Below are 12,354 nucleotides of genomic sequence, written 5' to 3'. Positions count from 1 at the left end.
TTCCTGATAAACAGCTTTTGATTCAGGAAGTCTCGGCTTGGGAAAATCGCAGGAATTCTCTCTCTTGTAAAGTCAATTGGCAATTTACTACTGCTGATGCTCGCATTAAATTGCTTCGCCTCTACCCGTCAATAATTACTTGACTGCCTACTAGCAAGGGTTTTCAAGTTAAGAAATGGCATAGCCATTTCTTAACTTGGTATTACTTATAGCTAACGTGAGTTCGGGATAATTTGAAACTGGCTTTGAGAAAGGGTTTGCTACGCAAACCCTTTCTCAAAGCCCAAAAGTAAAAGCCGTGCGTAGCACGGCTTTTACTTTTGGGCTTTTAAAATTTGCCAACTTAACCCGAACTGATGTTAATTGAGGGAATTAAGCAATTTCTGCACTCTTTCCTTTAATTCGTCACGCACTCTAGGAAAAATTTCGGGATTTTCCGCAGGATCATCTAATTCCCAATCTTCAAATACCTCTCTAGTCCACCATCGAGGAGGTAAAGAAATGCCGCAACCACAGAGGGAAACGACGATATCGAAGTCTTCATAATGAAAGTCACTCAGGGCTTTAGAAGTGTGGTGGCTGATGTCAATGCCGACTTCTTGCATGGCAGCGATCGCTTCGGGGCGAATTTGACTGGCTTCTAACCCAGAACTCGTTATCTCAAACTTCTCACCACCCAAAGCTCTCGCAAATCCCTCAGCCATTTGCGAGCGGGCTGAATTCTTCATACAGACAAACATAATACGTTTCATGATTTATGCTCTTGAATATTTTGAATGTTCTTTTGAATGGAATTTGGATCAAAGTAATTACGTTTGAACCAAAACGCTAAATTTACGAGACTAATTAATACAGGCACTTCGATCAAAGGACCAACCACAGCGACAAAAGCTGCCCCAGACTTAATGCCAAACACACCAACAGCAACGGCGATCGCGAGTTCAAAATTATTGCCTGCGGCGGTAAAGGCAACGCTGGCGGCTTTGTCATAATCCGCCTTGATGAGCCAAGCAAGATAAAAGCTGACTACAAACATCACCACGAAGTAAATCAACAATGGAATCGAAATTTTGACAACATCGAAAGGGATTTTCAACATCAAGCCGCCCTTAAGACTAAACATCACCACAATCGTAAACAGCAATGAAATAAGGGTAATCGGGCTGATTTTGGGAATAAATACCTGCTGATACCAATTTCTACCCTTAGCTTTACTCAGGAAAAACCTTGTCAAAAATCCTGCGATAAAGGGAATGCCAAGATAGATAGAAACAGTCTGTCCAATCTCGATGATGCTCACGTTGACTACAGTACTTCTTAAGCCAAATAGCGGCGGTAATACCGTAATAAAAATCCAAGCATAGAAGCTATAAAACAGCACTTGGAAAATGCTATTAAAGGCAACTAACCCCGCCGTATATTCAGAATTACCCTTAGCAAGATCGCTCCATACCACTACCATCGCGATACATGGCGCAATTCCGATTAGCATCAAACCAACCATATATTCGGGCGAGTCTCGAAAAAAGGCGATCGCCAAGAGAAACATAAAACTCGGCGCAATTATCCAACTCTGAAATAGAGCGAGCGCTAGGATTTTGCCATTGCGAAAGACATCGCCTAATTCTTCATAACGCACCTTGGCGAAGGGTGGATACATCATCAAAATTAAGCCGATCGCGATCGGGATATTTGTAGTGCCAACTTGAAACCGCTCGATCAATTGATCGACCGCAGGGAAGAATGCGCCGATCACCACACCTAAGACCATCGCCAGAAAAATCCATAGCGTCAAAAAGCGATCGAGCATGGATAGCCTTTTAATCGACTTAGCTTGGGACATAAGAAAATCCTTAAACATCGATAGACATCAATATTGATGTCTATCGATATATTGTCACGGAGATGCGATCCATGTCAATATAAATTTTATGAATCCAACTCCAACTACCTGCTGTCCACCACTCCTAAAAAGCCACCTTAACTCGGATGATGCCATCTATTTAGCAGAGATCTTTCGAGTATTAGGCGAGCCAGCCCGATTGCAAATCCTCAGTCTGATTGCGGCTCAGTCTAGTCAAGAGGTATGTGCTTGTGAATTAGTTGAATCATTAGGACTGGCTCAACCCACGGTGAGTCACCATCTCAAAGTTTTATATGGAGCGGGTTTACTCAGCAAAGAACGGCGTGGAACTTGGATTTACTATCGCATTTTGCCTGAGAAGTTAGCGATGTTACGAGATGCTTTGTCTTAACTTGAAAACCCTTACGACTCCCTTCCCAGTGAAGATTAGACGTTGCGGCGCTTCGCGCCGCAACGTCTAATCTTCACTCTACTTAACTAAGAAACCATTTAAGAATTACTTTCTGCGGTCAAAAGCTCTAAGAGATCCCCCTCAATCCCCCTTAAAAAGGGGGAAGAATTTAATTCTCCCCCCTTTTTAAGGGGGGCTGGGGGGGATCTAGTGAATTCTTAAATAGTTTCTAAAGCGTCGCAAGGCGACACTTTAATGATTAATGAAACCAGTTTGCGCCGATACCCCTTGCCATCATGGAGGCGAGCAGCGGAATTAAACTAAAACCAAACAGTTCCACATGAACGATGGTTCTGAGGATTTTGATTTTTTCTGGACTTACTTCGGGGGGCTTTTCCGCACGGAGATTTTTAATCCACATCAAGAAGGAAAAGGTGGGATATAACGATAACAAGCCAACTACAATAAATACGGATATTTTCATCCAGAAAACTGGCTGGTGAGTGTAATATTCAGCGCCCTTCTCGAAATATAAAACCCTTAAAATTCCTGTTGTTAGGACGGTAATCCCTGCTAACCCATAGATACTATCGGCAATGAGAATTCGCCATCCTTCTTTATTGGTTAGATCTTGTTTGAGCGTAAATAATTCCGTCGATAAGCTGGCAAAAATTAGCCCTAGGCTCAAATAATGGAGATAGGCAGCGATCGCATTAGCCCACATAGGATTCCTCTAGTTGAAAATTTCAGGTTCTTAAAGCAAAGCTATATCCAGCTTTGCGGAATCTCAAGGTTATCATCAAAGGATAGTTGCAAGTATTTCTGGCAGGCGATCGCAAATGACCAATATCCTCGACATTATCAAGGCAGATTACGCAAAATTCCCTGAGGCGCAAACCTATAGCATCTATAGCGAAGATGTTTATTTTAAAGATCCTGTCTATAACTTTCGCGGGATTAAGCAATATCAAAAAATGATCGGCTTTATTACCTTCTGGTTTAAGAATCTCCAGCTTGAACTCCATGATATTTCCCGTAGCGAAAACCTCGTTAAAGCTCGTTGGACAATGAGTTGGGATGCGCCCTTACCTTGGAAACCTCGGATTAGTGTTACAGGTTGGAGCGACCTAACTGTGGATAAATTTGCAGATACCTTGGTTAATGGCGAAGGCGATCGCGAATTAATTATTTCCCATATTGACTATTGGGAATGCACCAAATTTGATGTGATTAAACAGCACTTTGTCTTCTAATTTAAGCCTTTGGAAATTTCCAGAATGTTCTCAAAACTAGGGACAGATATTTCTGAAGTGCGATCGCTCAGCCATAACCAATATTCATAATTGCCAGTCCGACCTTGAATCGGGGAAGGAGTCAAACCTTGAAATTGCCAACCTAAACCTTGAGCCGTCGCGAGAACATTGGCGATCGCCTCAGCCCTAATTTTGGGTTCGCGCACAATGCCATTTTTGCCGACTTGCCCCTTACCTGCCTCAAATTGGGGCTTCACAAGCAATAGCGTCTCACGGGGCGATCGCAATAAATTCCAGAGGGAAGGCAAAATTTTTGTCAGCGAAATAAACGATAGATCCAAAACCGCAAAATCGGGAACGATATCGCCATCGGCATACAAATCTTCGGGCGTAAGATGCCTTAAATTGGTGCGCTCCCGTAACACCACCCGCTCGTCGCTGCGGATTTCCCAAGCCACTTGCCCATAGCCCACATCAATACCATAGACCTTGGCGGCTCCCTGCTTGAGCATACAGTCCGTAAAGCCACCCGTCGAGATGCCGCCATCGAAACAAGTGCGATCGCGCAAATCCATGCCGAACTTAGTTAAGGCTCCCGCCAATTTTTCGCCACCACGGGATACGAAAGGGGACTGCTGCTTCACCAAAATTACAGCATCCTCTTTGACTTCCATGCCAACCTTATCAATCACCTGTTGATTGACCTGTACCCAACCAGCCCGAATGAACTTCTGAGCCTGCTCCCGCGATGGTGCAAGCTCCAAGTCAACTAATAAAACATCTAAACGTTTTTTCAAACTTTACGCAACCGTTAATACTTTTTCATATTCTTCTTTATATTTCTGTAAAGAATCCCAAAGATCAACCTTCTGCTGAAGATTCAGCCATAGCTCAGGACCATTTCCCAAAGCTTTACCAAGCCTAATTGCCATATCCACAGTAATTGGTCTATGACCCTGAATTATTTGATTAACTGTTCGCCGCGATACTCCCAACATTTTGGCGAACTGAGTTTGAGAAATTTCTACATCTTCCAAAATATCTAGGATGACTTCTCCAGGATGTGAAGGTCTAATTTTCCTATCTTTTAAACTTTCTAATAAGTTATTCATATTATTTACCTCGTCTTTGAGCCATATATACGCCACTTCTAGAAGCAAGGATGTGGTTATGTGTAATCACATCTTTCACTTTAAATTTTCTAGGGATTCCTTTTAGTTCATGTAAATCATGTCCTGGCAGTCTAATATCCTCTAATTGTGAAGCTGAGCTTATAGCATCAAGTCTTTTTCGTATTTTTTTATCTTCCTTAGTAGTTGCCTATATGTCACCATTTAGCAAACTTTCGAGCAGTTTATTTTTAAAACTTTTTATCATTATTATTTGTTTTATTCCTAGCTACTCCCTTTCCACCAAAGAAATAGACATACAAAACCAAGAATTAGCGTTGTGGCGCGAAGCGCCACAACGCTAATTCTTCACTGGGAAGGGAGTATGATTGCCTGATATATTCATTAAAACTTTTGATTCAGGAAATAGTTAACTAAGTATTAAAATATAAATGCAACTGTAACCTTATAGATTACAGTTGTCAATACTAAATACCAAAGATGCTCTTACCTTGTTGAAAATCTAGCTAAATTCCTTGAAAATAGGCAGCTACACCAAAAATAATAAATAAAACCCCACCGATCGCTGTAATTATCTGTTCGGAAATCCTACCTGCGATCAGACTACCACCAACTACAGCGATCGCCGTGCAGATCCCATGTCCCAAAATTGCGCCGAGGGTCACAAAAACTGGATTATAGGAAGCAGCTAGGGCGATCGTGCTAATCTGAGTGCGATCGCCCCACTCGGCAATAAAGGTCATCACAAAAGCTTGCATCCACAGTCTTAGCCAAGAATATTTCAATAAAATATTTCTCAAAGACTCGCCAAAGACAGGAATAGAGGCTAAGGCACTGGGAGAGTCTTGGGTTTCTATAAACTCTTCTGCTTCGTGAACGATTTCTGCATCCGACTTTGCCGACATCTTGGATGCGTCATAAAGTAACTTCAATCCCAACACAAGGAATAAAACGATCTCACCATAGTGAATGTATATTTTGGGAAATAAAGCCATTACCTGTCCTAAAGCAACAGATAGCACCGTCATCAAGGCAAGCGCCGCAAACACAGCCGCAAATACCGTACGGTGCGGATGACGCATCGCCAGAATTACGGCAATAAAAAATGTCTTATCACCTAATTCAGAAATGGTGATCAATAATAAGCTTGCTGTAAAAGCGGTTAACACTCCTAAAAACTCCTTCAGGTGTCTGAAAAGTCCTGAATGAGCTTGAAGAGATACGCAAAACCTCACCAAGCTCACATCAGGTGTGAACTTAGTGAAAGTCTCGCTGCCAAGCTTTTACTTAAAAGTAATTAAAACTTGTTACTTGAACCAGGCGGTTAGCCAGTATGTTGACTCAAGTGGACTCACTTTGAGCTAAAAGACGTTGCTTTTTTGCTTCTGCTTTTTTGCTTAAAGTAAGTAGCTACTCCCTTTCATATGAATTAAGTTTACTATAGATCGATTCAAAAGATCGATGCAAAAAAATAGAGATGGCGCAATGCACCATCTCTGTTTTTAAATCGATTTTTAAATCCATCTAATGTCAATTCACTGAAGTTATACCAAATCACAAAATGGCTACGACATTTTGTGATTTTAAAATCCTTACTGGGTTTGGTTTTCAATTCCCAAAAGTGTAGCCACACTTTTGGGAATTGGTATAAGGTTTTGAGATTTCCAAAATGGCAAGAACTAAAAGGAGTAGCGTGCGCTACTCCTTTTAGTTCTTTATGCCCAGCTACTTACTGAACTTAAGCGACAACTTCTTCCGTAGCTTCAGCTACGACTTCCTCAGGGATTTCAGGCTCTTCCATAGCATCAGGAACTTCATATTCTTCCTCTTCTACGGCTGCTACAGGGATTTCCATAACAGCAGGAGCAGCATTGAGTTGTTCGCGATACTTCGCAGCCATCTCTTCCGCCTTGGAGTAAACGAGTTGGGGATCTCTCACCATGTCGCCAGGTTCTGCTTCGAGCTGCTTGGTCGAGAGGGAAATTCTACCGCGCTCCGCATCGAGATCGATAATCATGACCTTCACTTCGTCATTGACGTTGAAAACGTTGTGAGGAGTTTCGATATGCTCGTGGGAGATTTCGGAAATGTGGAGCAGACCACTTACACCACCGATATCGATGAAGGCACCGTAAGGCTTGATGCCACGGACTACACCGATGACGACTTCGCCAACTTCAAGCTTGTTCATCTTGCGCTCAACGAGGGCGCGGCGATGGCTGAGGACTAGACGGTTGCGATCTTCGTCCACTTCCAAGAATTTGAGTGGCAATTCCTCGCCCACCAATTCTTCCTTAGGCTTGCGGGTGCTGATATGAGAACCAGGAATAAATCCGCGCAGTCCTTCAATTCTGACCAGAGCACCACCACGATTGGTCGCGAAAATAAGCGATCGCACGGTTGCGTCTTCTGCTTGCAACTGACGTACGCGTTCCCATGCTCTCATGTACTCGATACGACGGATCGAAAGAGTTAGTTGTCCTTCTTCGTTTTCGTCGGCGAGGATGAAAAATTCACGGGTTTCATTATTTTGTAAAACTTCTTCAGGCTGATCGACGCGGTTAATCGACATTTCCTGAATCGGGATGTAGGCTGCTGTCTTTGCACCAATGTCAATGAGTGCGCCTCTTGGCTCAATGCTGAATACGGTACCAGCAACGATGTCGCCAGGGCTGAAGTGATAGTCGTATTTATCTAAAAGCTTAGCAAAGTCTTCATGTGTGAAGCCGACATTGGTGGTTGTAGCAGTTTTTGCCCGATTGATCATAACTAAAATTTTCCTTGTTCCTGTTTTGAATTTATCTGGTTTCCTCCCAGAAATGTAAGAGCATTAGCCATTATGGTTTTTGCGGTTTACATCCTACGCCTATTGATGTTGTTAATATGTTGTTGATATTTAGTAAAATGTATAGGCATAGGTTTGCAATCTTAGCATATTGAGGTTGGATCGATAAAGTATTAAAAATTATTTTTACTTTTTTTTACCTTATGTAGCAACGTAAGGTTTACTTAGGACATAAACCCAAAGAGGGTTGCTGCGCTCCGCGCAGCAACCCTCTTTGGGTTTATGTCCTGAGACGGATGTTAGGCTCCTTTTTGGAGTTTGACCATGAAAAACCCATCCATATTGTGTTCGTGAGGCAAGACCTTTACCCAGCCCCGATCGCTTGCAAAATGAGCCGCAGGATTGTCGGCACTTGGTGGGACGATTTGCCAATCAGGATGATGCGTTAAAAACTGCTCGATCACCTCTTCATTTTCGGCGCGATGCATAGTGCAAGTGCTATAGACAATGACACCCTCTGGCTTAACCCATTGAATAGCCTGAGCAAGAATTTCCGATTGAGTTTTCGCTAACTTATAGGGTTCGTCGGGAGTTTGTCGCCAACGGGCATCGGCATGGCGGTGCAATGTCCCTAAACCCGAGCAGGGGACATCTAGTAATACGCGATCGCATTTGCCTGCTGGGATACCTGCAAATTCACGGGCATCCAATTCAATTGTCTGTACATTGGTGATCCCCAGACGGGCAACATTTTGTTCGACCTTTTTTAAACGACTTGCCAAACGATCTAGAGCATAAACCTTGCCAGTATTTTTTAAGCGATCGCTGATATGTGTAGTTTTACCGCCAGGAGCCGCACAAGCATCGACCACGATTTCATGGGGCTGGGGATCCAAGAGATAGGTAACTAATTGGGCACTGGCATCTTGGACTGACCACCAACCCTCTTTAAATTTAGGCAATTGACTGACCTCGCCCGCCCCTTGCCCCATGCGAATACCATCGGGGAGGTGAGGAATTGGTTCGGCAACAATGCCTGCTTCCGCAAAAGCGGCTAGGACTTGATCCCGCGTGGCATGGAGTAGATTGACCCGTAAATCAAGATGGGGAGTCTGATTAAACCAGTTGCAAATATTTGCGATCGATTCTTGACCAAATTCTTTTTGCCATAGATCGATCAACCATTCAGGATAGCTATAAAAACTTGCGGGATCGCTGATATCGGCAAGTATATCTCCTTTCTCCTTCGCTCTGAGTATGGATCGCATTACCCCATTTGCAAAGCCAGACAGCCCTGATAGCTTGTTTTCTTTAACTAGTTCTACGGTGGTATGAACGATCGCTGAGGCTTTGATGCGATCGAGAAAACATAGTTGATAGACACCAATCTGTAAGATTATTAATAGGTCTGGTGGTAATTTTGCGATTGGTTTTTGCGAGAAGTTTTGCAAAACTGCTTGTAGGGTTTTTTGACGGCGCGTACATCCGTAGACTAACTCCGTGATCAGACGGCGATCGCTTTCTAGGAGAGTTATGTTTGCTTGTCGAGCTTTTGAAAGCGTGCAGTCGAGCGCTACATCAGCATAGGCATTGCGTCTTTGGATTAAACGCAATGCTTCAAGTGCAATCTGTCGAGAATTTTTACTCGTCATCGGCAATTTAATGGCAAATTAATGGCAATTTAATTAAAGTTAAAGGGCTATTTACAGGGCTATTTAACTGGGCTATTTACAAGGCTATTTACAAAGATTGACTTGGTTGAATCAAAGAATTATCAAAATTCAATGGTTGCACTGTAGACAAATGCGATCGTAATTTGGTATCTAAGAGCGTATATTCGGGTGATCTTTAATCATCTGGACAAAAGCCGTAAAAAAGCTTCCGATCTAAAATTTCGATCTAAATAAAGTGTGATGGTTACTGTGGGTGTGAGGAGCGGCAATGGTTGATACTGGTGTAAGAGTTAGGAAAGCAAAATTTCCAACAGGAAGTAGCCTAGCACTTGGGTTGGCAATCGGTTTAATAAGTTTAATTGTTGGTGTCGATCTTTTCCTAAATCCTAATATAAGTTCAAAGCTATTACTGCCATTTACTTTAGGTGGTGCAGGAGTGGCTCTCTTAGGTTCGTTTGCAGTGCCTACGTTACGTCGCCTAAAGGCAGGGCAGGTGATCCGCGAAGACGGTCCCCAAGCTCATCTGAAGAAGCAAGGCACGCCAACAATGGGGGGGATATTTATTATACCTGTTGGGATCTTATTAGCGTTGGTATGGTCAGGATTTGATGGCAAGGTGTTAGCTTGTAGCTTACTAACATTGTCTTTTGCATTTATCGGTTGGTTAGACGACTGGAAAATCTTGCGTCGCCACTCGAATAAAGGCTTATCTCCTCGATCTAAGCTTGTACTCCAAGCCTTTTTTGCCGCTTGTTTCTGTGGATGGTTAGTTTTAACCCAAGACTGGCAAGCGATCGCTACTATTAATTTGCCACTCCATCTGATGATTCCGCTGGGTGTGCTGTTTTTCCCCCTAGCTTTATTTGTTTTTCTAGGTAGCAGCAATGCAACTAACCTTACCGATGGCTTAGATGGCTTAGCGGGCGGGACTGGTGCGATCGCCCTATTTGGGATGGCGTTATTGCTATTTCCGCAAAACAAAGAACTTGCCATTTTCTGTATGTGCCTAAGTGGTAGCTATTTAGGTTTTCTCTGGCATAATCGCTATCCCGCTCGCGTATTTATGGGGGATACGGGATCGCTAGCTTTAGGTGGGGCACTCGCCTCCACGGCGATTCTGGGCAACCTGCTCTGGGCATTTTTAATTGTCGGTGCAATTTTTATCTGGGAATCAATTTCGGTGATCGCACAGGTTAGCTATTACAAGGCAACTAAGGATGAAACTGGTATGGGCAAACGTCTGTTCAAGATGGCACCTTTTCACCATCATCTAGAGCTAAGTGGGTGGCACGAGTTGCATGTCGTCCGATTCTTTTATTTAACTGGTGGGTTTTTAGTGGGAGTTGCGCTTTTGATCAGTAAAATTCCATAAAATTATTTTACTAATAAATAGTAATGCTACTAAAAAGCCCTGTAGGGCTTTTTAGTAGCATCTTTAGTCGCATTCTAAGGATGCTCTTGTGTTAATACCTGTCTTGGCGTTAGTGCCTTTTGCCTTAGAGCAGAGCCATTTACGCTGTGCGCCATCCATAATGGCATCGGTAAAATCAGCACCATCTATATTCACAAAATCAAAGGTACTCCGTAACAGGATCGTCTCTACTAACAGGGCATTACTGAGATCGGCTCTCGCAAAATCAGCTTGATCGAGTAATCCCCCAGAAAAATCCGTACCTTTCAGATTTGCTTTGCGTAAAATTGACGCACTAAATACCGCCCCACGTACATCGGCATTTTCAAAATTTGCTCCCTCCATATTGGCATTCGCAAATCCCGACCCGACTAGATTCCTGCCAGAGAAATCCCTATTTTTTAGTTGAGCATGGCTAAAGGAAAGGGTTTCTGCTTGAACAGGCTGCGGTAAAGTTAAAAAACAAGCGATCGCCATAGTCATGGCGATCGCTAGATATAGAGACAATCTCAAAAGTGAACTTAAAAAATTCTTTAAAAATAACATAAGTATCTGGGTGCAATTAAATATAAGCCCCAATAAACTGTAGCCCATGCGTGGCTTGTCCCATAGTTTTTGACTATAGATTTTAACTATCCCCAATTATACCAATTCCCAAAATGGCGTTGCCATTTTGGGAATCTCAACACCTTACTGAGTTTGGTTTTTATAGCTGTCGCCAAGTGTACTGGGACATAAAAGCCAAGAATTAATTGGCGGCGCAAAGCGCCGCCAATTAATTCTTGACTTTTGTGTCCTAATTCAAGTGACTGTAGCTATACTTCACAAAAGATGGGATCAGACATAAAAAATAGGAGCGTAATACTCTCCTATTTTTATTTTTCAAGGCGATCGCCCCGAATTTATGGGATATGCAATTAAGAATAAAATACGAAGGACGAGTTAATAATTTGGTAATTAGGAAGAAAACCTAATTTGCAAATGGGATAAATTTAATTCCCGTTAGTTCTCGATGTAGTTGAGAAGTAGACCCATGGTGGCGATCGGGAGGATTACACCAATGAGAGGTACGAAAATGAACGAAACGTAGTAGTGAGCGTAGTATCCAGTCATGGTTGTGGTTGTCCTTGAATAAGATATAAATTTTAAAGACAGGGGGATTTGGCGCAAATTATTGGCGTAAATTAATTTAACTTTGGCGAGTCCAACGTTAAATTAACTTAAGACCAAAGTAAACCAAGGAACTTCTGCATTGGCTCAAGGTAGTTGAGGAAGTAGGCAAACGCAGCACCACCAGCACCACCAAGCAAGAAGCTGCTAGCGAATTCGCTCCAACCAGCAGGGGTATCCAATTCCACAGGAGCTTCTAGGGCAGAGCTAGACTGTAGTTTGGTGACAGTTTGACCATGAAGCGACAAACCAACGGTCAATAGGACTACGGCGGCAACGGTTGCCAATAGCCCTGCAAGGCTTCCCAATTCGGTATTTCTCAAAGGACCAAGCAAAGCAAAAGGTCCGTAAATGAAATAGCCATGCGCCATACCGATTTCTAGACCGCGACGGCTAGCCGATAGTCCTGGACGGTAAGCGGGGAGATTACCGATGAAGGCCTTGACGATCGCTGAATCGCTAACTGGTGTAGACAAATTCCCTAGTTGGGGATCGTTCTTGAAGGGTTTTACAAAATCTGTCATAAGTCTTTATTAAGTTAAAGATTGCAGGGAGAATTTTGTCTTCATTTTAGGGAATAAGCGCGGATGTCACTGCATAAAGAGGGAGTATCTTTAGAAAACTTCACAGATTTCAACCTAATAACTAAGTAGCTAAGTTAAAACCAGAGAGCATAC

Annotated in this window: 14 protein-coding genes and 1 pseudogene; 4 read left to right on the top strand and 11 right to left on the bottom strand. The window is 42.9% G+C overall.

Features of this window, described 5'->3' with window-relative positions; all coding sequences use genetic code 11:
* Nucleotides 1-143: pseudogene (locus AC805_RS26990) on the top strand (IS630 family transposase); the annotation flags it as partial.
* 216 nt (nt 144-359) lie between these two features.
* On the opposite strand, the gene arsC reads toward AC805_RS26990, so the two are convergent.
* Together arsC and arsB are read right to left on the bottom strand one after the other, a co-directional pair.
* Complete coding sequence (gene arsC, locus AC805_RS19825) at nt 360-752, bottom strand: arsenate reductase, glutathione/glutaredoxin type (protein ID WP_055077005.1); 393 nt, start codon at nt 750-752, stop codon at nt 360-362.
* Entirely contained in the window at nt 749-1,843 is a 1,095-nt protein-coding gene (gene arsB / locus AC805_RS19820; protein ID WP_055077004.1) for an ACR3 family arsenite efflux transporter, read from the bottom strand. Before arsB ends, arsC begins: the two co-directional genes overlap by 4 nt.
* An 88-nt stretch (nt 1,844-1,931) precedes the next feature.
* Here arsB and AC805_RS19815 point away from each other — a divergent pair, with 88 nt between their 5' ends.
* On the top strand, nt 1,932-2,255 hold the full coding sequence (locus AC805_RS19815; protein ID WP_055077003.1) for a helix-turn-helix transcriptional regulator: 324 nt from the start codon (nt 1,932-1,934) through the stop codon (nt 2,253-2,255).
* A 259-nt stretch (nt 2,256-2,514) separates the two neighbouring features.
* On the opposite strand, the gene AC805_RS19810 is transcribed toward AC805_RS19815, so the two are convergent.
* The gene (locus tag AC805_RS19810; RefSeq protein ID WP_055077002.1) at nt 2,515-2,979 is read right to left on the bottom strand and encodes a DUF2214 family protein; all 465 of its coding nucleotides are present in this window, start codon (nt 2,977-2,979) and stop codon (nt 2,515-2,517) included.
* 115 nt (nt 2,980-3,094) lie between these two features.
* On the opposite strand from AC805_RS19810, the gene AC805_RS19805 reads away from it, so the two are divergent.
* The gene (locus tag AC805_RS19805; protein ID WP_055077001.1) at nt 3,095-3,508 is read left to right on the top strand and encodes a DUF2358 domain-containing protein; all 414 of its coding nucleotides are present in this window, start codon (nt 3,095-3,097) and stop codon (nt 3,506-3,508) included.
* Here AC805_RS19805 and AC805_RS19800 read toward each other — a convergent pair.
* The 5 genes from AC805_RS19800 to AC805_RS19775 all read right to left on the bottom strand — a co-directional run bounded on the left by AC805_RS19800 (nt 3,505) and on the right by AC805_RS19775 (nt 9,075).
* A complete protein-coding gene (locus AC805_RS19800; RefSeq protein WP_055077000.1) occupies nt 3,505-4,305 on the bottom strand; it encodes a TlyA family RNA methyltransferase in 801 nt (266 codons plus the stop codon). The genes AC805_RS19805 and AC805_RS19800 overlap by 4 nt on opposite strands.
* 3 nt (nt 4,306-4,308) lie before the next feature.
* Nucleotides 4,309-4,620 (bottom strand): HigA family addiction module antitoxin, encoded by a 312-nt coding sequence (locus tag AC805_RS19795; protein WP_055076999.1) that lies wholly within the window; start codon nt 4,618-4,620, stop codon nt 4,309-4,311.
* Between the two features lie 524 nt (nt 4,621-5,144).
* A complete protein-coding gene (locus AC805_RS19790) occupies nt 5,145-5,807 on the bottom strand; it encodes a TMEM165/GDT1 family protein (protein WP_055076998.1) in 663 nt (220 codons plus the stop codon).
* Nucleotides 5,808-6,376: 569 nt separating this feature from the next.
* Nucleotides 6,377-7,405, bottom strand: coding sequence for a 30S ribosomal protein S1 (locus AC805_RS19780; protein ID WP_009628928.1), 1,029 nt, complete (start codon nt 7,403-7,405; stop codon nt 6,377-6,379).
* Between the two features lie 317 nt (nt 7,406-7,722).
* Nucleotides 7,723-9,075: a 16S rRNA (cytosine(967)-C(5))-methyltransferase gene (locus tag AC805_RS19775; RefSeq protein WP_055076996.1), complete on the bottom strand. Its 1,353-nt coding sequence runs from the start codon at nt 9,073-9,075 to the stop codon at nt 7,723-7,725.
* A 289-nt stretch (nt 9,076-9,364) separates the two neighbouring features.
* On the opposite strand from AC805_RS19775, the gene mraY reads away from it, so the two are divergent.
* Nucleotides 9,365-10,468 carry a phospho-N-acetylmuramoyl-pentapeptide-transferase gene (gene mraY / locus AC805_RS19770; protein ID WP_055076995.1) on the top strand — a complete coding sequence of 368 codons (1,104 nt, stop codon included), beginning with the start codon at nt 9,365-9,367 and terminating at the stop codon, nt 10,466-10,468.
* A gap of 63 nt (nt 10,469-10,531) precedes the next feature.
* Here mraY and AC805_RS19765 read toward each other — a convergent pair whose 3' ends face one another.
* From AC805_RS19765 to AC805_RS19760, 3 genes are all read right to left on the bottom strand, one after another.
* Nucleotides 10,532-11,020: a pentapeptide repeat-containing protein gene (locus AC805_RS19765; RefSeq protein WP_231663812.1), complete on the bottom strand. Its 489-nt coding sequence runs from the start codon at nt 11,018-11,020 to the stop codon at nt 10,532-10,534.
* 489 nt (nt 11,021-11,509) lie between these two features.
* Nucleotides 11,510-11,620 (bottom strand): photosystem I reaction center subunit VIII, encoded by a 111-nt coding sequence (locus AC805_RS24935; RefSeq protein ID WP_071590184.1) that lies wholly within the window; start codon nt 11,618-11,620, stop codon nt 11,510-11,512.
* A 107-nt stretch (nt 11,621-11,727) separates the two neighbouring features.
* Nucleotides 11,728-12,201, bottom strand: coding sequence for a photosystem I reaction center subunit XI (locus tag AC805_RS19760; RefSeq protein WP_055076994.1), 474 nt, complete (start codon nt 12,199-12,201; stop codon nt 11,728-11,730).
* Nucleotides 12,202-12,354 lie beyond the last annotated feature (153 nt).

This window comes from Pseudanabaena sp. 'Roaring Creek', from assembly GCF_001402795.1.
GTDB lineage: Bacteria > Cyanobacteriota > Cyanobacteriia > Pseudanabaenales > Pseudanabaenaceae > Pseudanabaena.
This window is presented reverse-complemented; position numbering and strand designations above follow the sequence as displayed.

Excerpts from the sequence above, each read along its gene's own strand:
- AC805_RS19795 (WP_055076999.1), bottom strand. The coding sequence starts at position 4,620 with ATGAATAACTTATTAGAAAGTTTAAAAGATAGGAAAATTAGACCTTCA.
- AC805_RS19815 (WP_055077003.1), top strand. The coding sequence starts at position 1,932 with ATGAATCCAACTCCAACTACCTGCTGTCCACCACTCCTAAAAAGCCAC.
- arsC (WP_055077005.1), bottom strand. The coding sequence starts at position 752 with ATGAAACGTATTATGTTTGTCTGTATGAAGAATTCAGCCCGCTCGCAA.
- AC805_RS19780 (WP_009628928.1), bottom strand. The coding sequence starts at position 7,405 with ATGATCAATCGGGCAAAAACTGCTACAACCACCAATGTCGGCTTCACA.
- AC805_RS19760 (WP_055076994.1), bottom strand. The coding sequence starts at position 12,201 with ATGACAGATTTTGTAAAACCCTTCAAGAACGATCCCCAACTAGGGAAT.
- mraY (WP_055076995.1), top strand. The coding sequence starts at position 9,365 with ATGGTTGATACTGGTGTAAGAGTTAGGAAAGCAAAATTTCCAACAGGA.
- AC805_RS19810 (WP_055077002.1), bottom strand. The coding sequence starts at position 2,979 with ATGTGGGCTAATGCGATCGCTGCCTATCTCCATTATTTGAGCCTAGGG.
- AC805_RS19775 (WP_055076996.1), bottom strand. The coding sequence starts at position 9,075 with ATGACGAGTAAAAATTCTCGACAGATTGCACTTGAAGCATTGCGTTTA.
- AC805_RS19805 (WP_055077001.1), top strand. The coding sequence starts at position 3,095 with ATGACCAATATCCTCGACATTATCAAGGCAGATTACGCAAAATTCCCT.
- arsB (WP_055077004.1), bottom strand. The coding sequence starts at position 1,843 with ATGTCCCAAGCTAAGTCGATTAAAAGGCTATCCATGCTCGATCGCTTT.
- AC805_RS24935 (WP_071590184.1), bottom strand. The coding sequence starts at position 11,620 with ATGACTGGATACTACGCTCACTACTACGTTTCGTTCATTTTCGTACCT.